Raw genomic sequence first — 23,776 nt, forward strand, 5'->3', positions numbered from 1 at the left:
TTTGTTATAGTTTATTATTCTTTTTGTGATCTTGAACCTATTTACTACTTTTAAAACCCAAACAATCTCACCTATTACATTGATAATAGTGATAAACATCACCCTGAACGTATTGTATGCCATGTATAAACGATTTTTTATGATAATTTTATGCAAACAGGTAAACTAACAATAAAACAGTTAGTGAAAGGTCTATGCCTAAAGATCAAATGCTAATTATTGGAGAAATATCTCCTTATCTGAGGGGATATATTGTTACTATGCACGCTATCGTGACATTGTCACCTTTATTTTACAAATGCGTTGAACAACACGCATTTACAAAAAGCGGAACCTTTATTAACGCCATATCGCGTATCACGACTCAGCTAGAGAACCATTATGGATGCACAACTGTATAAAGAATTTAAAATAGTAGAAAAAGCTTTTTGGTCAGAAATTTGTGAAAATAATATTCGTATTGGTGATCATACTCATTGCTTTATGACACCTATGGATGCTGCCATTTTTAACTTTATTTATCTACGCCAAGGCGCAACAGAAAGCTCATTTCAGCAAGCCAGCATCCTTTTTACTTCACAGAAAAAAGACCATATTTTGGTATTACCAGAGGCATTATTACCTGAATTTGAAGGAATAATAAAAAATGCAGGTTATACTGGTGATGGTATGACAACAGCAATGTATTTAACATTATCGGAAGCAATATTCCCGTCTTATAGTAATAATCCTTGCGATATTATTTTAACCAATCACAATCTTGAGCAGTGGGCGCGCCCATTAAAAACAGCGTTTCCAGTGGGAGATGATAGTGATGATACGATTGTTAATGAATATATTCGCTATCACCAGAAAGCATTAGATAATGGTGCCACTATTTTCCATTATGCTTTATTAGTTGAAGGTCAACCTGTATCGTCATTAACGCTAACATTACATGATAAATTAGCGCGATTTGACGATATTGGAACCGATATTGCTTATCAAGGCAATGGTTATGCAACTCATTTGATTAAGCATGTGTTAGAGTTTTGTCGTGAGCAAGGTGTAGAACGCTGCTTTTTAGATGCATCAGCAGATGGTTTGGCACTCTATCGTAAATTTGGTTTTAAACCACTCTTTAACTATTTAAGCTTTATTAACAAATAATTTCATAAGAAGGTTCAATCACTCTATTGAGCCTTCTTTTTTAATGCACAAATTTACTTATAAAATACTACACATCTTACTTAACAATATAAAAATTTAACTAATTGATAATTCCATTAATAAACAGTGAACTACCTGCAAAGATCAACATGGCATCCAATAACCATTGAAAAAGTCTTGGTGTTAGTTTTAATACCAGTTTCTTGCCAAGATAATTTCCTACTGTTAAGCCACAACCTACTAATACCCCGCTAATTAAGATAAAGCTATTAACTGCACCAAGTTGGCTAAATGTCAGGGCTTTGGTGAGATAGATAACAAATGAGGCAGCAGCTTCAGTCGCAAGTAATGGTCCTAATGTTAGACCATATGCCGAGAATATAGGGATCGTTAATGGTCCTGTGGAAAACACCACTCCCGTTAAATAGCCGATAACAGCACCAGCCATAATAACTTGGTAGGTTTTCATTTGGATTTGATATTTGCGTAGTAAGTGGAGCACGGGGATCATCAAAATGAAGAACAGCCCCATCCCGATATTGAGCCATTTTTCAGACATAACCCATAATGTATTGGCTCCTAAAATAACCGCAGGAATACCAAGTAATAAATAATAAAAAAGTGGCTTAAAACGGATACTATGACGCCATAAGTAAATGCGAGACAAATTTCCCATTACTGAAGCTAATGCCATGATAGGTACGGCTTCCTTGGCACCAAATACATAAGTCAAAGCAGGTATTAATAAAATAGAAGATCCCGTTCCCACAACGCCACTGATTAAGCCAGACAAGATTGCCAATAAAATAACTGCGATAAAACTCATTATCATCCTTAAAGTTCAATAAGTTAAAGACGCTGTATCATACCTATCTTCTTTATTTTTACCTGTGATAAAATGTCACGGTATTGTGAGTTTTAATCAGATAGTCGCTTTATTTATGATAAATAAACCATAATGAGAAATTATGATGAGAAATCTTCCTCCACTGCCTTCATTGCGTGCTTTCTTAGTCGCTTGTCATAGCCAAAGTTATACTGAAGCCGCACAAACATTATGTGTCACTCATGGAGCGATCAGTCGCCATATCCAAGTTATAGAAAAATGGTTTGGTGTCACTTTATTCAATAAACAAGGTTTACGTCGAGTCCCCACTCCTTATGCATTGACACTGGCGCAAGAGTTAAGTGACGTTTTTGATAAATTAAATGATATTGGTTTTCGTTATGGTAATGGTGGAAAAAACGATATTTTAAATATCAGTGTTCCTACAACACTTTGTTTAAAATGGCTTATTCCGCGAATGGAGGATTTTTATCTTCAATACCCTAATGCAAATATCCAAATTGCCTCTGCAAATAGTGAACGATTTCATTTAATTAGTCATGATGATCTGATTATTCGCCCTCAACCTCAGCAACAAGAGTATTCATCTGTTGTTTTTTTAGAGGATAAGCATTGTTTAATTGCTTCTGAAAAACTCTTAAGACGTTACAGTGTCACTAAATTTGAAGATGTTTTTGACTGTCCTGTTATCGATACGCTTACTCGTCCTGGTCATTGGCAGCAATGGTTAATGGCGACCCACCTTAATACACAACGCTCATTCTTACGTCACTATCGCTTTGATCACTTTCATATTTCTCTTCAAGCCATTATTGAAGGATTAGGTCTAGGCATTGGTCCTGTTTCTATTTTATCGAATGAAATAAATAACGGTACTTTAAAAGTATTATTTCCTGATATCCAAATTGCACCAATAAGTTACTACGCTTTAACACCATTAGGAGTACAAAAAAACAAAACACATCTTGATTTTGAACAATGGCTCACCCAACAAAAAAGTTAATCATTATTAATGAAATAATTGATTTTTTTTCATAAAAATGGCGATTTAAATCCTATTAATGACACTTTTTAGAACTATCCACCAGCCAATTTATTAAAAATACCTAATGATAACTTCTTTTTTATGAATATCTGAAAAAGCTAATTGTGCTATTTTTATAATTCATACCCCCTCTCTACCAAATACATTAAAATTGTTTTAATTCAATTAAGTAAATTCAATAAATAAGAAAATTAACCTATATAAATTATTTTAATTTTAAATAATCGGTTATAGACACTTATTGTTTAACTTAAATTAACGTTCTATGCTGATATATAAATATAAGTTTTATTAATTTATTTGCTGACAACGAAGGACGATAAGATGTCTGTAGCTGTGACCAAAAAATCAGTAGAAAAACTAATTAATGGATATGAGCCTGATCCTTTTGCACTTCTTGGTATGCATGAAACATCAGTTGGCTTAGAGGTTCGTGCTTTTTTACCAGATGCAGTTGCAGTTAGTGTTATTGATAGAAAGAATGGACGAAAAGTCGCAACACTAGAGCGTATACACCCCAGTGGTTTTTTTTGTGGCGCGATCCCTCGACGTAAACGTCGTTTTAGTTACTGTTTAGATATAACGTGGGAAAATGCACAAGGTGTTGTTGATGATCCCTATCAATTTGGCATTTTATTGCAAGAAATGGATATTTGGTTTTTAGCTCAAGGCCATCACTCCCGCCCTTATCAATGTTTAGGCGCTCACCCTGCCAAATTGGGTGATATTGATGGTATTACTTTTGCTGTATGGGCACCCAACGCAAAAAGCGTAAGCGTTGTAGGCGATTTTTCATTCTGGGATGAACGACGTTTTCCAATGCGACTACGTCGTGAAAGTGGAATGTGGGAGCTTTTCCTTCCCCAAGCGCATCTTGGGGATTGCTATAAATATTCTATCCTTGATGCGAATGGTGAACGTCGTTTAAAAGCAGATCCTTATGCTTTTGAAACACAAATACGCCCTGAAACTGCCTCAATTATCAATACATTACCCCCCATCAAACCAATGCCATTATCGCGTCAGCAGGCGAATCAACGTAATGCACCTATCTCTATTTATGAAGTTCATCTAGGGTCATGGCGCCGACACACTGACGATCAAAGTTGGTTAAGTTATCGTGAACTAGCCGAACAGTTAATTCCCTACGTTAAAGAAATGGGCTTTACCCATATCGAACTATTGCCCATTAATGAGCACCCCTTCGATGGCTCATGGGGATATCAACCGTTAGGGTTATATTCACCAACTCGTCGCTTTGGTTCACCTATGGATTTTCGTGATTTTATCGAAGCAGCTCATCAGGCTGAAATTAATGTCATTTTAGATTGGGTTCCTGGTCATTTTCCCGAAGATGATTATGGTTTACGTAATTTTGATGGCACATCACTCTATGAATATGCAGATAGACGTGAAGGTTTTCATCCCGATTGGAATACGTTGATTTATAACTATGGACGCAATGAAGTACTGAATTACCTTTCAGGCAATTTATTGTATTGGCATGAACACTTTGCGCTAGATGGCTTTCGTTTCGATGCTGTTGCCTCAATGCTTTATCGTGACTATAGCCGAAAAGAAGGTGAATGGATCCCAAATAAACACGGTGGACGGGAAAACTTAGAAGCCATTGATTTTATTCGTCATACCAACAAGTTATTAGGTGCAACTTGTCCGGGTACGATCACAATTGCAGAAGAATCAACTGATTTCCCAGGTGTTACCTTACCGCCTGATGCTGGTGGCTTAGGTTTTAATTACAAATGGAATATGGGTTGGATGCATGACACGTTAGCTTATATGCAACGTGATCCTATTTATCGTAAATACCACCATAATCAAATGACCTTTGGCATGCTCTATGCCTATAACGAAAACTTTATTTTGCCTCTTTCTCACGACGAATTTGTGTATGGCAAAGGCTCATTGATTGGTCGCATGGTTGGCGATGATTGGCAAAAATTTGCCAATTTACGTGCCTATCTCGGCTTTATGTGGGCTTATCCTGGCAAAAAATTACTCTTTATGGGGTGTGAGTTTGCACAATGGCATGAATGGAACCATGACAGTAGCTTAGATTGGCATCTTCTTGAAGAGCCAAATAGTCCGCATCAAGGTATTCAACATTTTGTGCGAGATTTGAATCTTTCCTACCGAGCTAATGCTCCGCTTTATGAATGTGATTTTGAGCGCGAAGGCTTTGAGTGGCTTACCGTTGATGATCGCGATAACTCTGTTTTTGCTTTTTGTCGTAAAGATACACAAGACAATGAAGTCATTGTCATCAGTAATTTCACGCCTGTTGTGCATCACAATTACGTTGTTGGTGTAAATAAAGCAGGTACATATCGGGAAATTCTCAACAGTGATTCTGAGTTTTATAACGGCAGTAACGTAGGAAACTTAGGTGAAATAGAAACAACCGCAAGTGAATTTAATGGCAAACCTTATTCATTGTCATTGTCGCTGCCTCCGCTTGCGACACTGTATTTAAGATTGAAGGATTAATATGTCTTTAGATTATGGGCGTCCTTTTCCTATGGGGAGTCATTATGATGGCTATGGCGTAAATTTCACACTCTTTAGTGAAAACGCCACTAAAGTCATTCTTTGTCTGTTTGATAAAGCAGGCAAAGAGATCCGCTACCCATTACCGGGTAAAACAGGCGCAATTTGGCATGGATATTTGCCCGGTGCTGGACCTGGGTTACATTATGGTTATCGTGTAGAAGGCGAATGGAACCCTGATCAAGGATTGTTCTATCAACCTCAGCAGCTATTATTAGATCCTTATGCAAAACAAGTGACAGGTATTGTTGACAATACATTACCTTACACCTCTCCTGTTTTTAATGCATTAGAGCATGATGATAGTGCGATTACACCTAAAGCAGTTATTACGGATGATAGCGGTTGCTTTTGCCATTTTTATAAAGAAAAAGGCACTTATCAGCGATTAAATACGCCATGGTCAGAAACTATTATTTACGAAGGACATGTAAAAGGACTGACAAAACTGCATCCTGAAATACCCGAAAATTTACAGGGTACTTATGCAGCATTAGGGCATCCTGCTTTTATTTCACATCTGAAAAAACTAGGTATTACGGCATTAGAATTGCTGCCTATTCAATATCATTTAACAGAGCCACATCTTCATAAAATTGGTTTAAAAAACTATTGGGGCTATAACGTATTAGCGCCTTTCGCTTTATCGACTCAATATTATTCTAATTTAGGTCGGAATATTATTGATGAATTTCGGGAAGCCGTAAGATGCTTACATAAAGCCAATATTGAGGTGATTTTAGATGTGGTATTTAACCATACTGCGGAATTAAGTGATCAATTTGAAGGTTATATTGTTTCGCAACGTGGTATTGATAACCAAAGCTATTATTGGCTAAACGACGAAAACAAAGCTCAAAATTGGACGGGTTGTGGTAATACACTCAATTTAAACCGCCCTGAAACGGTGCAATGGGTGATGGATTGCCTACGCTATTGGGTGACAGAATTTCATATTGATGGTTTTCGTTTTGATTTAGCGACAAGTCTTGGTCGAGTCCCTTATTTTGATACTCAATCACCACTACTAACAGCGATACGGCAAGATCCGCTGTTATCTCGTATTAAACTTATTGCGGAGCCTTGGGATTTAGGCTCTGATGGTTATCAAGTTGGTAATTTTCCTGTTCCATTTACAGAATGGAATGATAGCTATCGCGATGTTATTCGTCGTTTTTGGTTGTGGCGTGACGTCTCTATTGCGACATTTGCAGACAATATTACGGGCTCTGCAAAGTTATACCATAAAAACGGTCGGCCTCCCTATTCTAGTATCAATATGATAACGAGCCATGATGGCTTTACACTGCGAGATTTAGTGAGTTATCAGAATAAACATAACGAGGAGAATGGTGAATCAAACTTAGATGGGCATAACACCAATTATAGTGTGAATTTTGGTGAAGAAGGTTTGATAGTTAACGAAAAAACAAATCAACACAGATTGCTTGCAACAAGGAATATGCTGGCAACTTTACTGTTTTCTAGAGGAACACCTCATTTACTCGCTGGTGATGAAGTGGGTAATACGCAATATGGTAATAACAATGCTTATTGTCAGGATAATAAAGTCAGTTGGATCAAATGGTTTAAACGGCCTTACAACTTAACTGATTACATTCACCATCTCATTAAATTACGTCACCAAATTACACCTTTAAGTTCGCTTAAATGGTGGGAGGAAGATAGCCAAAATATTATTTGGTTAAATCAGAATGCTCAACCTATGAGCCATGAAGATTGGCAACAACTTCCCCCATCACCATTACAACTTCTTTTCGCTGAACAATGGATCTTAATGTTTAACCCATTAAGAAACAGCATAGTTTTTTCTTTACCTGAAGGGTATTGGTCTTGCTTGCTTGATACGACTAGCTGGCCTGATTGTCATCCGGCTCAATTTGAACATTGTGAAGTACAACCTAACAGTATCACTCTTTGGCGAAAGCGTGTTTTTTATACTCAGTCTTCTACTAAAAAATTACCCATTATTTCCTCCCAGATTAAGTGATTTGATTGGAGTGCTATAACTATGATGACTACAGAACAAGGCCAAAAATTAATGTTGGCACAACAACTCCCTAAAGAGGCAATTGCACTCGTTTTAGCGGGAGGTCGTGGTACGCGTTTAAAAGCATTGACTTCAAAACGTGCAAAACCGGCGGTTTTCTTTGGTGGAAAATTTCGAATTATCGATTTTACGTTATCAAATTGTCTTAACTCTGGGATCCGTCGTATTGGTGTAATCACCCAATATCAATCGCACTCGCTGGTTCAACATATTCAGCGTGGTTGGTCATTCTTCAATGAAGATATGAATGAGTTCGTTGATTTATTACCCGCCCAGCAACGCCGTAATACTGAACATTGGTATATGGGTACAGCTGATGCTATCTATCAAAATCTCGATATTCTTCGTAACTACCAAGCAAAATATGTCGTGATTTTAGCTGGCGACCATATTTATAAAATGAACTATGCGCGTTTATTGCTTGATCATGTTGAACACAAATCAAAATTCACTGTAGCTTGTATTCGTGTTCCTAAAAAAAATGCATTCCAATTTGGTATTATGGATATCGATGGAAATCGTAGAGTGCTTAATTTCTTAGAAAAACCATCAAACCCGCCTTGTATTCCGAATGATCCTGAACACTCATTAGCAAGTATGGGCATTTATGTGGTTGATAGAGATTACCTTTTTGATTTATTAGAAGAAGATAGCCGTGATCCAAATTCACACCATGACTTTGGCCAAGATATTATTCCTAAAATCACGAAACGTGGTGATGTTCTTGCGCACCCTTTTGAACTCTCTTGTGTCAACTCAGACCCTTCAGTTCCTCCCTACTGGCGCGATGTAGGAACCATTGAAGCATATTGGTCTGCTAACCTCGATTTAGTTTCTGTAACACCAGAGCTTGATATGTACGCAAAAGATTGGCCAATCCGCACCTTTATAACCTCTTTACCGCCAGCCAAGTTTGTTCAAGATAATCATGATGAACATGGACAAATGATGAACTCGCTGATTGCTGACGGTTGTATTATCAATGGTTCAACGCTCTATTCATCTGTTCTATTTCCATTAGTTCGCGTTGAATCTTTCTGCCACATTGAAGATTCTGTCATTTTACCTGATGTGACAGTGAACCATCATTGCTATTTAAAACGCTGCATTATTGAACGTAGCTGTACAATTCCAGAAGGTACAGTTATTGGGATGAATGCTGAAGAAGATTCTGCACGTTTCCACCGCACTGAAGAAGGTATCGTGCTTGTAACAAGAGAAATGCTGGAGCAATTAGCACGTAAAGAAAAAGAAAATCCAATAGAAAAAAGTGCAGAACAAAAACTTCAAAATGAGGAGGCATTTTCGTGAATGTCCTTCACTGTTGTTCTGAATTATTCCCTCTGCTAAAAACAGGGGGATTAGCCGATGTTATGGGCTCTTTGCCTTTAGCGCAGAAAAGGATCGGTTTAGATGCACGGGTTGTTATTCCAGCATATCCTGCTATCAAAGATAATATTCCCGAACTCAAATTAGTAACTAATATCGATACATTTGCAGGTAATATTTCTCTGCTTTACGGACAATACCGAGGCGTTGATATTTATCTTATTGATGCACCTCATCTTTATCAACGTACAGGTAGTCCTTATCACGATCAACATCAACATGCTTATGATGATAATGTTTTTCGTTTTGCCCTATTAGGTTGGGTTGCCAGTGAACTATCAGCGGGGTTGGATCCTTTATGGCGAGTGGATATTGTTCACGCCCATGATTGGCATGCAGGACTAGCTTGTGCTTATTTAGCGATTAAACATTACTCTGCAAAATCTGTTTTTACTGTTCATAACCTGGCTTATAAAGGTGAGTTTTCACCTTATCATCTGCATCAACTTGAATTACCTAATTACTGTTTTTCAATTAATGGATTGGAATATTACGGACAAATTTCATTCCTAAAAGCAGGCCTCTTTTATGCTAACCATATTACGACTGTCAGCCCAACTTATGCCAAGGAGATAACCACTCACGAATGTGGTTACGGCTTAGAGGGGTTATTGCGTCAACGTGCTTATGAACAGCGATTAAGTGGCATTTTAAATGGTATTGATGAGGAGGTTTGGGATCCCTCAATAGATAGGTTAATTACGCGTCGTTATGATGTTCAAAACCTGAATATGCGTTTAGATAACAAAGCCGTATTACAGAAAAAATGTGGTTTACCTGTCAACAACAATGCCCCTCTTTTTGCGGCTGTAAGTCGCTTAACTTCGCAAAAAGGGCTCGATTTAGTGATTGAAACGCTCCCAGATATCGCTAAACAAGGTGGTCAATTTGTTTTATTAGGTACTGGTGATAGTCATCTTGAAGCAACATTTTTACACGCACAACAACAATATCCGCAAAATGTAGCAGTTCATATTGGCTATGATGAAAGCTTTTCACACCAAATTGTCGCGGGCGCTGATGTAATTATGGTGCCTAGTCGTTTTGAACCTTGTGGGTTAACTCAGTTATATGGCTTGAAATATGGCGCTTTACCTTTAGTGAGACACACCGGTGGATTAGCCGATACGGTTAATGATTGTTCATTAGAAAATTTAGCGCATCACCAAGCTACGGGTTTTGTTTTCTATGATGCGACACCTGATTCTCTACGTCAGGCTATAAATCGTGCCTTTACCTTATGGAGTATGCCAAAGCAGTGGAAACAAACTCAAACTGATGGCATGAATCAAACTATTTTTAGTTGGGAAACCGCTGCGAAAACGTATGCAACACTGTATCAACATTTATAGACATGAAGTCTATTTGAACCAGTGGATCATAAAAGAGATTTATAATGAAAAATTTATGTGAGTTTGATTATCTATCCCCGGATAAAGATATTGAATCATTAAAGCGTTCTATTGTTTACAAACTAATGTTTATCGTTGGTACATCGCCCAAATATGCAACACCAACAGATTGGTTAAATGCAACTTCTTATGCTATCAGAGACCGTTTAGTTGAACGTTGGTTAAAATCGACCAAAGCGGAACTTTCACCGAAAGTAAAACAGGTTTATTACATTTCGATGGAGTTTCTTATGGGGCGCTTTTTAACAAACGCCATGCTCTCTTTAGGTGTTTATCACGAAGTCAAAGAAGCATTAAAAGAATTAGGACTTGATCTTGAAAAGCAAATCGAACTTGAGCCAGATCCAGGTTTAGGAAATGGTGGTTTAGGTCGTTTAGCTGCTTGCTTTCTTGATTCTTGTGCCACACTAGGTTATCCCGTTACAGGTTATGGTATTCGTTATGAATACGGCATGTTCCGCCAGCAAATTAAAGATGGCGAACAACATGAAGTTGCGGATAACTGGCTTGAAAAAGGTAATCCTTGGGAATTCCCTCGTTATGATCTGCAATTTGAAGTCGATTTTGGTGGGCGTTTACAACAAGAAGGTGAGAAAAGTTATTGGGTTGATACCTTCAATGTTATAGCACAACCTTATGATTCTATTGTTCCGGGTTATAACACACAAGCGACAGATACTATTCGTTTGTGGTCAGCCAAATCAAATGTTGCATTTAACTTAGGTAAATTTAATAAAGGTGAATATCTAGAGGCAACCGAAGCAAAAGATCGCTCTGAAAATATCTCTCGTATTCTCTACCCTGATGATTCAACAATGTCAGGTAAAATGTTGCGTTTACAACAAGAATATTTTTTAGTGAGTGCTTCTGTTCAAGATATTTTGCAACGTCATTACCATCTGCATCAACGCTTTGATAATCTAAAAGATTTTATTGCAATTCATCTGAATGATACTCATCCAGTGCTGGCTATTCCTGAGTTAATGCGTCAATTGATGGATAAGCATGAATTTAGCTGGGATGAGGCATGGAAGCAAACTATTCAGATATTTTCATATACCAACCATACATTAATGGGTGAAGCATTAGAGACTTGGCCTGTTGAGATGCTAGGTCGTTCGCTTCCTCGTCATTTACAAATTATTTTCCAAATTAATGATAAATTCTTAAAGCAAGTTAGAGAACAATATCCTAATGATAACGACTTATTACGTCGTGTTTCTATTATTGATGAAGAAAATGGTCGTAATGTCCGTATGGCATGGTTAGCGGTTATTATTAGTCATCAGGTTAATGGGGTTTCTGAACTTCATAGCCAATTAATGGTGCAATCTTTATTTGCTGATTTTGCGACGATCTATCCTAAGAAATTTTGCAATATAACTAATGGGATCACACCACGTCGTTGGTTGGCATTAGCAAACCCTTCTCTCTCTAAAACAATTGATAGCCATATTGGTACAAATTGGCGAACAAATTTAGAGCAATTGGGTGAATTAATGCCATTGATAAAAGATAAAAATTTCTTGCACCAATTAAAAGATTCAAAAAGTATCAATAAACAAAGTTTTGCTCTGCTCATTAAGGATGAGTTAAATATTGATATTAATCCTAATGCACTATTTGATGTGCAAATAAAACGTATTCATGAATATAAGCGTCAACTTCTCAATGTGTTAGGCATTATCACTCGTTATAATCGCATTTTAGAAAATCCAGATAAAAACTGGGTGCCTCGCGTATTTATTTTTGGCGGTAAAGCTGCATCAGCTTATTATAACGCGAAGAAAATTATCAATCTTATCAACGATATTGCAAGCAAGATTAATAATGACGAGCGTATTAAAAACAAACTAAAAGTGATCTTTATTCCTAATTACGGCGTAAGTTTAGCGCAACATATTATCCCAGCGGCAGATTTATCTGAACAAATATCATTAGCAGGAACAGAAGCTTCTGGTACAGGAAATATGAAGCTAGCCCTAAATGGTGCATTAACCATCGGCACACTTGATGGTGCTAATATTGAAATTGGTGAACATATTGGTTTTGATAATATGTTTATCTTTGGCCACAATGCACAAGAAGTGGCAGAGTTAAGACAGCGTTATTCCCCTCGTCGCTATTACGATGAAGATATTGAGTTACATACTGCGCTTAATCAAATAGCTAATGGTTTCTTTAATCCAACTTATCCTGATAAGTACAAATCAATTTTCGATAGCTTAATTGAATTTGGCGATCATTATCAGGTATTAGCCGATTATCGTAGCTATGTTGATACTCAAGATAGTGTTGATCTTCTCTATCAAGATGAAGAGGCTTGGTTGAAAAAATCGGCGTTAACTATCTGTCAGATGGGCTATTTTTCTGCGGATCGTGCGGTAACAGAATATATGCAACGAATTTGGAAAGCTTCTGCGATTACATTGTAAAAACTAAGCTAAATTTCTAAGGGTAGAACAGTAACTGCGCTTTATTGCTCGGTTACTATTTTGGAACATTCAAAACACATTTTTATACGGTAAGCGCAACGTCTTACAGTTTCTAAAATAGATTCAAAAAGAGATATTATATCTTCACTTCTTTTTTATTAAGAAAATTTGTTTTATTTATGAAATATTTTATTATTTTTTCTGTCAAAATTTCTTTTAATAAAAAAAGGAGTTTTTATGAAAAGTATTTCAAATATCTTTGCAATTAAAAGACAAAATGCAGAAAATGTTTTTAATAACGATAATTTAAAAGGTTATGTAAAACTTTTAAATAATATTAAAGATATTAAAAACACCCCTTTAATAGACATTCCTAGTGGTTGTAATGGAAAGAAAGTTAGTGTAAATATTACAGAAATTAGTCGCGCCTTACTATCAAAAATACTAAAAACTTATACACCTACAGAAATATCTTCTTACAGAGTTAGTAAAGAAAACAAAGAAAAATCAATAAAACTATTAAATAAAGCTTATGAAAAAATAGATAAAGATATATCAGGCTGGTGGAAAGATGAAAAAAAAATTCTTCCTTCTTCTATAATTAATCGGACTATTGATAATTTATATAAAAGAGATAAAGTTATTATAAACAAAGAGACTAAACAAATTTTATTTTTTTTAATCTCTAAAAAATTTAATCTAAATTTAGATGAGAATGCTGCGCAAAGTACAATGATCCAACATTTACAAGATATCCCTGAAGTCGTAAAAGCAATAGATGAATTGGGGAGCTCTGAGAATTCATATTTAAAATATGAAAATTATTGTTTAATAACTGAATATATTTATAATTTCTTATCAGAAAATAAAGTTGATTTTTCTAAAATAAAAGAAGCAGTTAAAGAAATAGCTGAACGAACATTGGTTACTCCTAAAGATGAATTAACTCAACCTTCTCCTTATTATAAACATACTCTTGCTTTTTTGTGAAAAAACAAACTATTAATCTAATACTAGATATTATGTATAATTGGATGTACGTTTTATCTACTTTAAAAGCACAATGGCCCCACATCTTACACTACAAAATATTGAAACCCTTGCTAGGCAATTATACTTTTGAGATCATTCGTAACAATGTGAACGATATTTTAACCGTGACAGATGAAGAATTAATTTCGGCTATGCAGTTCTATGCCTAGCGAATGAAAATAATTGTAGAGCCAACGGGGTGTTTAAGTTTGGCGGCAGCTCGTCAATTTGGTGATAAATTAAAAGGAAAGAAAATAGGCATTATTATTAGTGGTGGTAATGTCGATATTGCGCAATATGGTCGTTTTTTAGCACAATAAAAAGATATTATTAACAATTAAAAAAAGCAGTATGGATTGTTTTTCATACTGCTTAAAATCATAAATATATTGCCATTCAATTAAGATAACGAAGGTGTTTTTTGCTTAGTCTTTTTTAATTAAGTGAAAAAGTGATCCCCGCGTCTTTACACAATTGCGTTAAATTCTCTTTTAATTTTTGATTTTCTTCAGGCAATAAATCGAGCTGTGGCAAACGCATATGACCGCCATCTAAACCACGCATAGTTAATGCTGATTTAAATATTGCCATATTCGCGCCAGACTTAAGTGCATCACTAAATTTCACACAAAATTGTTGCCAGTGTTTTGATTTTTGATGATCACCTGCAATATAGGCTTTATACATATTCACAAATGGCTCAGGGAATACACATGCACAACCTGAAACCGTACCGTCACAGCCTGCATCTAATAAACCTAAGAATAATTTATCGTAGCCATGAAGGACTGAAAAACCGTCTGCAATCGCAAGATAACTTAATGTTGTATTGTTATCAGCAAAACTGTATTTAATACCAATTACATTTTTACACTGTTGTTGTACTTTTGCCGCTAATTCTGGCTTGATATTATTTGCGGCACATTGTGGAATATTATACAAATAAACAGGAAAATCATCTGGTACGCTATTTGCCACTGTCACAAAATAGTTTTCTAATTCTCTATCTGTCGCACCAAAAAATTGTGGCGTCACCACACCAATACCATCGGCACCAATTTCAACGGCATGTTTCGCTAATTCAATGGTTTCGATTAATGTCATTGCGCCAACATGAATAAAGACCGGTAAACGCTTATTCACTGTTTCAACAACGGTTTTCGCAACATTTTTACGTTCTAATGCAGATAAACGCAACATTTCCCCTGTTGTACCACAAGGATAAAGGCAATCAACGCCTTTGGTGACTAGCATGTCAGTTAATGCAGATAATGCTTTAATATCGACTTGATCATTTGAATCAAACGGAGTAACCATTGCCACTGTAACGCCAAATAATTTTTTCATATTAAGACCTTTATTAAATCAGATTGCTTCAACAATAACTTTAATTGCCAACATGCCAGGATCATCTAAACCAATAGATTTTTCTGGAAACATACGCGCTCGACCTAATAAATTAGGTTTTTGACGAAATTCAGTAAGTGTACTTTCGACGCTTTGTAAGGCCGCTACTTTTAGATCATCGATAGCTAATGGTTTCAGTGCTTCAGATAAATGGTAAAGAATATCGAGTACGGATTTTTGTCCTAATTCCCCTTTTCCTCTCGCCATCATACTTTGATATGCAACGGTTAATAGTGGTGAAATGTCGGAAGACGATATTTCTTTAATTTGGTTTTCTTTGCAGTATTTTGCCATTGCCATAAAAGCGGTTGCTTGCAATGTGCCAAAAGAAGATGCACAAGCTTTTTGTAATGATTTACTGCATTGAAAAAGTGCTTTGCTTAGATCATCAGGCCAATCTTGTGAATCGTCTGCAATTTGTCGCCAGCCTTTTTGCATGGTGATCCCCAAATCTCCATCACCTAGGCGACTATCGGCTTCACACAACATTGGTTGAAATTTTTCGCAAGCGATAGCGATTCGGTTCACCGCTTGTTTGAGCATTTCAAGCGTAATAGTCATCGCTATACCCTCCAAAATGCACAATGAGCTGGTGCATTCATCAAAATTTCTAGCTCATCATCTAATTTGCACAACGTTAAGCTTGCTCCCGTCATTTCCATAGAAGTGGCATAACGGCCAACTAATGGATGCACAATTGTTGCACCCGCTTGATCAATCAGCTGTGCAATTTTGTTGTACAAAATATAAAGTTCTTCTAATGGTGTAGCGCCTAAAGAGTTAACTAATACAGAGACTTTATCACCAGTTTTTAATGATAATTCTGTTTGTAAGCGCTCAAACATCTCTTGTGCAATATCATCTGCACTGCGTAATTTATCACGCCAAATTCCCGGTTCGCCATGAATACCCATACCCATTTCCATTTCATCTTCACCAATTTCAAAAGTAGGATGCCCTACTGCGGGTAAGGTGCAAGATGTCAACGCACAACCAATAGTTCGGGTGTTTTCCATGGCTTTTTGAGCAATACGCGTGACTTCATCAAGTGTTGCCCCTTCTTCAGCTTTGGCGCCCGCCATTTTAAAACCATAAATCATCCCAGCAACACCACGGCGTTTGTGCGCTTCTTCTGGCTTTGCAGAAGCGACATCGTCAGTAGCTAAAACAGTTGTACAACGAATGTCATCTTCAAAATCAACCGTTTCAGTTGCCATATCAAAATTCATAATATCGCCACCATAATTGCCATAAAGTAGCAATACACCTAAGCCACTATTGGCTTCACGAATAGCATCTGCCATTAAATCGGCGGAAGGTGAAGCAAAAACATCTCCCACAGCAGCTGCATCTAATAAGCCTTTACCGACATATCCGGTGAATACTGGCAAATGACCAGAACCTCCGCCTGTTACAATACCCACTTTCGGCTTATCTGTTTTTTTTGAACGAGTAATCAATCTTGGCTGTGGTTGACGATAAATATCACTATGAGCAAGGCATAAACCTGCTAATGTTTCATCGACATAATTTTCTGGTTTATTTAATATTTTCTTCATGCGATCACCCGATATTTTTAGTTATCTACTGATTTCTGACATCCTAAATTAATTTTATTTAAGATGAGTTTTCCCTGATGCTTAAAAAGTATCTCTCTATAAATAAATGCTTATTATTAAATAGTTAATATTAAATAGGTTATTTATTTAGCTTTAAATGCACCTCTAATTTGCATAATAACAATAAATAAAAACACACTGGCTAATACCATCGAAATAGGTCTATTAACAAAGTTAATTAAGTCACCATCAGCTTTCATTAATGATGAGAGTAAATTTTTTTCTAACATTGGTCCTAAGATCATGCCCAAAATAATAGGTGATATGGGGAATTTACGTTCTTGAAGGAAATAACCGATAACACCCATTACTAACATAACAATAATAGAAGACATCGTATTTGTGATTGCATATGAACCAACGATACTAAATAGAATGATTGCTGGGTAAATAATCGCATTATCAATAGCAACAATCTTCTTCAATAAATTGACAACAATAAAAGCAATCGGCAGTAAAACAATATTAGCAATAAAAAAGATAATAAAAACAGCATACAATTTATCGGGATTAAATAAGAATAGTGTTGGCCCTGGTTGCATATCTTTCATATACAGTACACCGATAATAATTGCAGCCGCAGAATCACCGGGAATACCGAAGACTAGAGATGGGATCCAACTTCCGGCTAAGCTTGCATTATTACTCGCTGAAGCATCAACAATACCTTCCTCAGAGCCATGACCATATTTCTCTGGTTTTTTAGAGAGTTTCTTTGAAACGGCATAAGAGATCCATGCTGCAATATCGGCTCCCGCGCCGGGTAAAGCACCAATTAATGTTCCTATTATTCCGCTACGGAAAATACCGCCCTTACGTTGACGAACAACACTTCCCACACCTTTAAAGATATTGTAAGAGTTATTTTCCACATGCATTTCTGTTAATGTAATTTGTTTTTCTTTCCAACGTTCAACGTAATATTTGATAGCACCAGAAATAGCAAATAACCCTATCATTGCCGGAATAAAGCTGACTCCTTGCATTAAAGAAACTTCACCGAAAGTAAAGCGGGCTTGACCTGTAAACTCATCATAACCAATGGTGGCTAATGCAATACCAAAAAACAGTGCTAATAAGCTTTTTCGAATATGTGAACCTGAAACAATAGTTGCACAACTTAAACCGATTAAAGACAACCACATATATTCGTAAGAGCTAAATTTTAAAGCAAACTCAGCTAAAATGGGTGCTGTTGAGGCTAATATAATCGTGCCAATAACACCACCAATCACAGAGCTTGTTAACGACATACCTAATACACGGTTTGTTTTACCCTCTTTAACTAAGGTATGTGCATCATTGGTATAAGCTGCCGATGCAGGCGTACCCGGAATATTTAATAAGGCTCCTGGGATATCCCCCGCAAATATAGAAGACGCTCCGACAGAAATCATTAAAGCTAATGCAGGAATGGGATCAAGAAAAAAAGTAAATGGCACCATTAATGCGATAGCCATTGTTGATGTTAACCCGGGAATTGCACCAACAAATAAACCAAATAAACAAGCACCAATAACGACAAATATTGTTGTGTAATCAATATAAGCAAGTGCGCTAATTAATATATCCATACTGTTGTTCTCTATTTATGAAAATAGCTGAGGTAGCGGTACTAACAGTACAGCGGTAAATAAGTAATACACTCCTAACACTACACTGGCTGAAATAATAAAACTATATATAGGTTTTGTTGTTGCATATTTCATCATTAGTGGTGCTGTAATAATTAACCCAGTTAAAATAAATCCTAAATAATCAGATGCAAGCACATAAAAAAGAATAATGCCAATAATGAATAACACAAACTTTATTTCATGCCACGTTACTAATGGAATATCACTTTCTTGATTGCGTGAAAATATATCTATTAATGAAAATATAATCATGCCACCGCCAATAATAGAAGGCATAAATGCGGCACCATATTCACTAAAATCACCTAATGAATACGCACTATAAACAATAAGAAATAAACCAAAGCAACAAAATATGAGCGATAGAATATGACGATTTAGCATAGGCATAAAAACGGCTGTTGTTCAGCCGTTTCCTCAGTTATTTCTTTATAATTTCGCCAAACTTTTTATCTTCATTGGCCATAAATTGAGTGGCATCATCGCCATATAGTTCAATAACTTCAAATCCTTGTTTATTTGCAAACTCGGCTAATTCACCAGAGGCATACACTTTTTTCATTGCAGCAGTAAGTTTGTCTTGTACTTCTTTATCTAACCCTTTAGGTGCAACTAACATATTCCATGCTTGTAAATCCCAATTATAAGGTGTGGCTTCTTTAAATAATGGGACATCAGGATAAAAAGCGGATTTCTCATCGGACATAATGGCCATATGTTTTACTAATCCCGCTTTTACCATACTGTCGGCTTCACCTAATGAAGATGTCACTATATCAACACCCCCTGATGCTAATTCTTGTAATGCCGCACTCGCACCTTGAGAAGGAATAAAGCGAATAGCATTATCGGGTAATCCAGCTGCACGCAACATACCAATAGTATTCAAATGCCAGATTGAATTTAAACCACTACCGGAAGCTTTTAATTTACCCGGATTGGCTTTCGCGTAATCAATAATTTCCTGTGCATTTTTAAATGGCGAAGATTTCCCAACTTGTAATCCACCATAAATAACAGCAAGACGCGTAATCGGTGTGTAATCTTGATACGTTAAATTAGTCATCCCTTGATGATGCATCATGGTAATTTCAACCGTTGCAATTCCTAATGTGTAGCCATCAGGTTTTGCATTTTTAATGGCATCATGACCTACAACACCACTGCCACCTGTTTTATTAACCACATTAACAGTGACGCCCAACTCTTCTTGTAGCCCTTTTGCTGCTAAACGTGCAACCGTATCGGTATTACCGCCCGCAGCCCAAGGAACAACAATAGTAATCGGTTTTTCAGGATATTGAGCGAAAGCCGGAAGTGTAAAAATGGAACTGCATAGGGTAAATGCCAGAAGTGTTTTTTTCATTATATGCACCTTTTCTCATTGCAGATTATTTGTGGCCGAATATCTTCAAGCCTTGATTTAAGGCGAGCCTGAACTTGGGAAAGAACCGGCATTGCTGTTACGCCTTTTTGTTCTATAAATGCAGAGAGGAAAGCACTGGCAAATAATACACCCTCATGCATTGTGCCTCCTGCTGCTATCTTTGATGCAAATGCGCCATTAAACGCATCTGTTGCTGCCATCGTATCCACACGTAACGATGGCATAGGTGGAATATGGAATGTGGCTCGACCATCAAAATAAACCACACCAAGCTCATCCATATAAATAATGACTTTCTTGTTTTCATCACCTGAGATAACACCAATAGCCTGTTTAGCGTCATTAATATCATTTATTTCAATATCAGCCCAATGTGATGCTTGATTCGCATTTAAGGTAATAAAATCAAGATGTGAATAAAGTTGTTTTAAGTTTTCGTTATAAGGCGCAACATTCAATATGATGATCTTGTTAACCGACTTAGCAAATAAGGCGGCTTTAATATTGGCATCTATATTAATTTCGCCTTGAAGCAATAACACATCCGCTTCACTTACATAAGGCAATGAAATATCAATCTCTTGATCTGAGAATGTATTATTCGCCCCTAAATAAGTTGCTGTAATATTGTTTTGTGTTTTATCTGCTAAATAGCTAATAGAACTGCCTGTCGGCTCTATTTCTGTTTGAAAAATAGTGAAAGAATCAATGCCGCTTTCTTGTAAATATTTATAAGCATATTTACTAAAATGATCTTCACCGACTTTCGTTATTAAATGGACTTTGGCATCAGAAAAGCTGGCTGCCATCGCCTGATTTGTTCCTTTACCACCAGGGCCTATCGAATTGCTTTTTGAATTAATTAATTCACCGACTTTTGGAAAAGATTCGACATTAGCAATAATATCTACTACAAACGACCCAAGCACACAGACTTTGCCTTCAGGCTTTCTATCTTTTCGTTCTCTTACGATTAATAAATCGTGCAATAAACATGAAATATCAAAACTATCACTAAATTTACTTATTTTTTTAATTTCTTGTTTCCCTAGTATGGCGCCACCATGACAACGTTTGATCAACCCTTCTCCTTCAAGGTATTTCAAATCACTGCGAATAGTTTCCAATGTGACACTGAATTTTTCCGCAAGTTGAGCCACTTTAACTTTCTTTTGTTCCCTGATGATGGTGTAAATTTCCTGTCGCCGTTCTTCTGAAAACATATAAAGTGCCTCCGTATCATTGCTAACGAGAATAAGGAGATCAGGTCTGTGATTCTGCGATGGTATTCAAAACAAAAAACCAAAAACAGAAGCAAAACCAAATCGAAGCAATTTAGATCACATTTTTTTAACATAACATCAATTGGTATACGTTAAAAATGAGAGGTGAAACGAGTCGAATAAAGAATAGTGATTAAGAAAAGAGAGGTAAGATCAGCCGTTCAAAGACGGCTGATAAAATAACGACTTATATTATTACAAGAAATGATAGTTTTGAAATGTAAATATCATGTTAAATAAAATCACATTGGTATTTAGTTTAATAAGCCATTAAGCAGATAAAAGCCCACTAAGGTCAGTAAAACCACCATTAATGTATTGCGTATTTTAAGCGCTAATCCTACACATAATAAGGTTCCCCAAAGATAAGGATTATCTAAAATACCTTTAAATTCACCTTTTTCTAACAGTACAATGGGTGCACAAATGGCGGTTAATAAACAAGGTGCAGAATAGCCTAATGCTTGCCTGATCACTGACGGCAATTTGACGGGGATCGCCGGTTCAAGAAAGAAATAACGCAACAGGAAAATGACGAGTGCCAAAATTAATAATAACGACCATGTCATTTTTGTTCCCCTCTGACTCTAGCAACACAAACAGCAACAAACATGCCTGTTAACCCACCAATAACGACGCCACCTTCTATATTCAACCAACTGAAAATAATCGAGAGACAAAAAGAGACAATAACACCCACTAATGTACTAAATGTTTTTATTAACGGGATCACAATTGCCAATAACGTGGCAACAATAGAAAAATCAAGATGATAACGCGATAAATCAGCAACTTGGCTTGCCATAATAATGCCAACAATACTGACCGCCACCCATGCTAAATAAAAACATAATCCTGCACCGATCATATAAGCAGGTGTTAGTTTCACTTTAGGTTGTGCTGAAACCGCAAAAAGCTCATCCGTTAATAAGAAACCTATCGTAATACGTTGATACCATTTTAAATGAGCAACATGGGGGCGTAAGGTTAAACCATATAAAAGATGTTGGGCGGTAATAAAAAAGACAGAAACAATAATGGTCAGCATCCCTGCACCAGAAACAACTAACCCTAATGTTACTAATTGCGCCGCACCTGCAAAAATAATGGCAGACATTCCGATACTTTGTGCAAAAGTTAATCCTGCATCAACCGCCATTGAACCTGCGAGTATTCCCCAAGGGATCACCGCAAGGCATAAAGGCAAAACATGCAAAGCGCCTAAACCAAAGGCACGCATGGTTTGCTTATCTTCAGTGTTATTTTTGATTTTTTCCATTTACCTGTCTTCACGTCTAATACATTAATTCTATGGAGAATGATTATCAGTCAGTAAAGATAAATGGGATTGTATAAAATTGCTATTAAAAGCTTTCGTGTGTGTGATGTAAAAAAGTGTGATGTAAATATTCAGCTTGCATAAAATTGCTTAACCTTACCCATGTCGTTGGTGTATTTTTGCTGGAACAAAAATTTGATGAACTTCTAAGTTTGTCTGGTTAATTAATCCCATAACCAGTCGGAAACAGTGTGATGCTAATTCAGGATTATTTTGTGCAACAGTATCTATTGGAATTGATAATGAATCATACAAATAGTGATCATCAAAACCCGCTAAATAGACTTCATTTTGCATAATTTTATTTTGACTTAGATAACGCAACACGCCATCCAATAAGCCACAAGCAGACGTAAAAACAAACTTAGGCGCGCGCCCTAAAGAGGCACACAAAGAGCCAAACATTTCATAACCGGAACTTGGGTGGTAATGTCCATGAATGATCCACTCGGATTTTAGATTGATTTGTGCTTGTGAAAGTCCTTGCGTAAAACCTAAAAGGCGATCTTTAGTTGGTGAAAGCGTTGATTGCCCACCTAGGAAAAAAAATTCATCAATACCTTTTGTTGAAGCAATCTCAGCAATAAGTTGTTGTGTCGTAGTTATTGAATCGGTGACAACAAAAGGCAGCGTTGTTCCTTCAAAATAACGGTCAAATAACACAACTGGAATTTGTTGACTCAAACGCTGATACTCAACATCACTTTGTAAACATGAGGCAACAATCAAACCATCGATTTGACGTGATAAGAGATGTTCTATCGCCAGCGTTTCTTGAGCCGCATTTTCATCAGTACAAGAAATAAGTAATTGAATACCCGCTTCTCTACATAATATTTCTAGTTCATACGCCACAGAAGCAAAACCATAGTTAGTAATATCAGGAATAACCAATCCTAATGCATAACTACGATTATCACGTAAAGAGCGAGCATGAATATTAGGCTGATACTGATATTGTTCAGCAATAGCCGTAATACGCGCAATAGTATCATCAGAAACGCGCATTTCTTTACCTCGGCCATTTAATACTAAACTTGCCGTTGTTTTTGAAACGCCTGCTAATTTTGCAATATTGGTGATCGTGATACGTTTTTGTTTTTTCACTATTATTCAACTTAATGTTACATTCGCTGAGCGTAGACTATTTTATCGT

General features: G+C 36.5%; 19 protein-coding genes and 1 pseudogene. 9 read left to right on the plus strand and 11 right to left on the minus strand.

What is annotated here, in order from left to right:
* Nucleotides 1–381 precede the first annotated feature (381 nt).
* Nucleotides 382–1,149, plus strand: coding sequence for a GNAT family N-acetyltransferase (locus CUB63_RS15760; protein ID WP_072063942.1), 768 nt, complete (start codon nt 382–384; stop codon nt 1,147–1,149).
* Nucleotides 1,150–1,249: 100 nt separating this feature from the next.
* Here CUB63_RS15760 and CUB63_RS15765 read toward each other — a convergent pair whose 3' ends face one another.
* The gene (locus CUB63_RS15765) at nt 1,250–1,975 is read right to left on the minus strand and encodes a sulfite exporter TauE/SafE family protein (protein ID WP_167426081.1); all 726 of its coding nucleotides are present in this window, start codon (nt 1,973–1,975) and stop codon (nt 1,250–1,252) included.
* Nucleotides 1,976–2,117: 142 nt separating this feature from the next.
* Between CUB63_RS15765 and CUB63_RS15770 the strand changes: the two genes are divergently transcribed.
* The 8 genes and pseudogenes from CUB63_RS15770 to CUB63_RS15805 all read left to right on the plus strand — a co-directional run.
* The gene (locus tag CUB63_RS15770) at nt 2,118–2,999 is read left to right on the plus strand and encodes a LysR substrate-binding domain-containing protein (RefSeq protein ID WP_082147359.1); all 882 of its coding nucleotides are present in this window, start codon (nt 2,118–2,120) and stop codon (nt 2,997–2,999) included.
* Between the two features lie 366 nt (nt 3,000–3,365).
* Nucleotides 3,366–5,549 carry a 1,4-alpha-glucan branching protein GlgB gene (glgB, locus tag CUB63_RS15775; protein WP_006536798.1) on the plus strand — a complete coding sequence of 728 codons (2,184 nt, stop codon included), beginning with the start codon at nt 3,366–3,368 and terminating at the stop codon, nt 5,547–5,549.
* 1 nt (nt 5,550) lies between these two features.
* Nucleotides 5,551–7,620 carry a glycogen debranching protein GlgX gene (gene glgX, locus CUB63_RS15780; RefSeq protein ID WP_109848470.1) on the plus strand — a complete coding sequence of 690 codons (2,070 nt, stop codon included), beginning with the start codon at nt 5,551–5,553 and terminating at the stop codon, nt 7,618–7,620.
* A 21-nt stretch (nt 7,621–7,641) separates the two neighbouring features.
* Nucleotides 7,642–8,991 carry a glucose-1-phosphate adenylyltransferase gene (gene glgC, locus CUB63_RS15785; protein WP_109848471.1) on the plus strand — a complete coding sequence of 450 codons (1,350 nt, stop codon included), beginning with the start codon at nt 7,642–7,644 and terminating at the stop codon, nt 8,989–8,991.
* Nucleotides 8,988–10,421, plus strand: coding sequence for a glycogen synthase GlgA (gene glgA, locus CUB63_RS15790; RefSeq protein WP_109848472.1), 1,434 nt, complete (start codon nt 8,988–8,990; stop codon nt 10,419–10,421). Before glgC ends, glgA begins: the two co-directional genes overlap by 4 nt.
* Before the next feature lie 44 nt (nt 10,422–10,465).
* Nucleotides 10,466–12,916, plus strand: a complete 2,451-nt coding sequence (gene glgP, locus CUB63_RS15795; RefSeq protein ID WP_109848473.1) for a glycogen/starch/alpha-glucan family phosphorylase — start codon at nt 10,466–10,468, stop codon at nt 12,914–12,916.
* A gap of 237 nt (nt 12,917–13,153) precedes the next feature.
* Nucleotides 13,154–13,906: a type III secrection system effector, WxxxE family gene (locus tag CUB63_RS15800; RefSeq protein WP_109848474.1), complete on the plus strand. Its 753-nt coding sequence runs from the start codon at nt 13,154–13,156 to the stop codon at nt 13,904–13,906.
* Nucleotides 13,907–14,019: 113 nt separating this feature from the next.
* Nucleotides 14,020–14,268 (plus strand): annotated as a pseudogene (locus tag CUB63_RS15805) (pyridoxal-phosphate dependent enzyme); the annotation flags it as partial.
* Between the two features lie 115 nt (nt 14,269–14,383).
* On the opposite strand, the gene CUB63_RS15810 reads toward CUB63_RS15805, so the two are convergent.
* The 10 genes from CUB63_RS15810 to CUB63_RS15855 form a co-directional block, all read right to left on the minus strand.
* Entirely contained in the window at nt 14,384–15,295 is a 912-nt protein-coding gene (locus CUB63_RS15810) for a dihydrodipicolinate synthase family protein (RefSeq protein WP_109848475.1), read from the minus strand.
* 18 nt (nt 15,296–15,313) lie between these two features.
* Nucleotides 15,314–15,916 (minus strand): dihydroxyacetone kinase subunit L, encoded by a 603-nt coding sequence (locus CUB63_RS15815; RefSeq protein WP_006536785.1) that lies wholly within the window; start codon nt 15,914–15,916, stop codon nt 15,314–15,316.
* A 2-nt stretch (nt 15,917–15,918) separates the two neighbouring features.
* Nucleotides 15,919–16,914 carry a dihydroxyacetone kinase subunit DhaK gene (locus CUB63_RS15820; RefSeq protein WP_109848476.1) on the minus strand — a complete coding sequence of 332 codons (996 nt, stop codon included), beginning with the start codon at nt 16,912–16,914 and terminating at the stop codon, nt 15,919–15,921.
* Between the two features lie 143 nt (nt 16,915–17,057).
* The gene (locus CUB63_RS15825) at nt 17,058–18,548 is read right to left on the minus strand and encodes a tripartite tricarboxylate transporter permease (RefSeq protein ID WP_109848477.1); all 1,491 of its coding nucleotides are present in this window, start codon (nt 18,546–18,548) and stop codon (nt 17,058–17,060) included.
* 15 nt (nt 18,549–18,563) lie between these two features.
* The gene (locus CUB63_RS15830; protein ID WP_109400451.1) at nt 18,564–19,001 is read right to left on the minus strand and encodes a tripartite tricarboxylate transporter TctB family protein; all 438 of its coding nucleotides are present in this window, start codon (nt 18,999–19,001) and stop codon (nt 18,564–18,566) included.
* 31 nt (nt 19,002–19,032) lie between these two features.
* Entirely contained in the window at nt 19,033–19,977 is a 945-nt protein-coding gene (locus CUB63_RS15835) for a tripartite tricarboxylate transporter substrate binding protein (protein WP_109848478.1), read from the minus strand.
* Complete coding sequence (locus CUB63_RS15840) at nt 19,977–21,221, minus strand: PfkB family carbohydrate kinase (protein ID WP_109848479.1); 1,245 nt, start codon at nt 21,219–21,221, stop codon at nt 19,977–19,979. Before CUB63_RS15840 ends, CUB63_RS15835 begins: the two co-directional genes overlap by 1 nt.
* A gap of 314 nt (nt 21,222–21,535) precedes the next feature.
* Complete coding sequence (locus tag CUB63_RS15845) at nt 21,536–21,850, minus strand: AzlD domain-containing protein (RefSeq protein ID WP_006536773.1); 315 nt, start codon at nt 21,848–21,850, stop codon at nt 21,536–21,538.
* Nucleotides 21,847–22,560: an AzlC family ABC transporter permease gene (locus CUB63_RS15850; RefSeq protein ID WP_072063952.1), complete on the minus strand. Its 714-nt coding sequence runs from the start codon at nt 22,558–22,560 to the stop codon at nt 21,847–21,849. The genes CUB63_RS15845 and CUB63_RS15850 overlap by 4 nt, the downstream gene beginning before the upstream one ends.
* Before the next feature lie 156 nt (nt 22,561–22,716).
* Nucleotides 22,717–23,730 carry a LacI family DNA-binding transcriptional regulator gene (locus CUB63_RS15855; RefSeq protein WP_109848480.1) on the minus strand — a complete coding sequence of 338 codons (1,014 nt, stop codon included), beginning with the start codon at nt 23,728–23,730 and terminating at the stop codon, nt 22,717–22,719.
* Nucleotides 23,731–23,776 lie beyond the last annotated feature (46 nt).

Source organism: Proteus penneri (assembly GCF_003144535.1).
Taxonomy (GTDB): Bacteria; Pseudomonadota; Gammaproteobacteria; order Enterobacterales; family Enterobacteriaceae; genus Proteus; species Proteus penneri.

Bases quoted from the DNA above. Each gene is read 5' to 3' on its own strand.
- glgC (WP_109848471.1), top strand. From the start codon at position 7,642: ATGATGACTACAGAACAAGGCCAAAAATTAATGTTGGCACAACAACTC.
- CUB63_RS15810 (WP_109848475.1), bottom strand. From the start codon at position 15,295: ATGAAAAAATTATTTGGCGTTACAGTGGCAATGGTTACTCCGTTTGAT.
- glgB (WP_006536798.1), top strand. From the start codon at position 3,366: ATGTCTGTAGCTGTGACCAAAAAATCAGTAGAAAAACTAATTAATGGA.
- glgP (WP_109848473.1), top strand. From the start codon at position 10,466: ATGAAAAATTTATGTGAGTTTGATTATCTATCCCCGGATAAAGATATT.
- CUB63_RS15825 (WP_109848477.1), bottom strand. From the start codon at position 18,548: ATGGATATATTAATTAGCGCACTTGCTTATATTGATTACACAACAATA.
- CUB63_RS15845 (WP_006536773.1), bottom strand. From the start codon at position 21,850: ATGACATGGTCGTTATTATTAATTTTGGCACTCGTCATTTTCCTGTTG.
- CUB63_RS15770 (WP_082147359.1), top strand. From the start codon at position 2,118: ATGATGAGAAATCTTCCTCCACTGCCTTCATTGCGTGCTTTCTTAGTC.
- CUB63_RS15835 (WP_109848478.1), bottom strand. From the start codon at position 19,977: ATGAAAAAAACACTTCTGGCATTTACCCTATGCAGTTCCATTTTTACA.
- CUB63_RS15840 (WP_109848479.1), bottom strand. From the start codon at position 21,221: ATGTTTTCAGAAGAACGGCGACAGGAAATTTACACCATCATCAGGGAA.
- glgX (WP_109848470.1), top strand. From the start codon at position 5,551: ATGTCTTTAGATTATGGGCGTCCTTTTCCTATGGGGAGTCATTATGAT.
- CUB63_RS15800 (WP_109848474.1), top strand. From the start codon at position 13,154: ATGAAAAGTATTTCAAATATCTTTGCAATTAAAAGACAAAATGCAGAA.
- CUB63_RS15850 (WP_072063952.1), bottom strand. From the start codon at position 22,560: ATGGAAAAAATCAAAAATAACACTGAAGATAAGCAAACCATGCGTGCC.
- CUB63_RS15765 (WP_167426081.1), bottom strand. From the start codon at position 1,975: ATGAGTTTTATCGCAGTTATTTTATTGGCAATCTTGTCTGGCTTAATC.
- CUB63_RS15815 (WP_006536785.1), bottom strand. From the start codon at position 15,916: ATGACTATTACGCTTGAAATGCTCAAACAAGCGGTGAACCGAATCGCT.
- CUB63_RS15760 (WP_072063942.1), top strand. From the start codon at position 382: ATGGATGCACAACTGTATAAAGAATTTAAAATAGTAGAAAAAGCTTTT.
- CUB63_RS15820 (WP_109848476.1), bottom strand. From the start codon at position 16,914: ATGAAGAAAATATTAAATAAACCAGAAAATTATGTCGATGAAACATTA.
- CUB63_RS15830 (WP_109400451.1), bottom strand. From the start codon at position 19,001: ATGCCTATGCTAAATCGTCATATTCTATCGCTCATATTTTGTTGCTTT.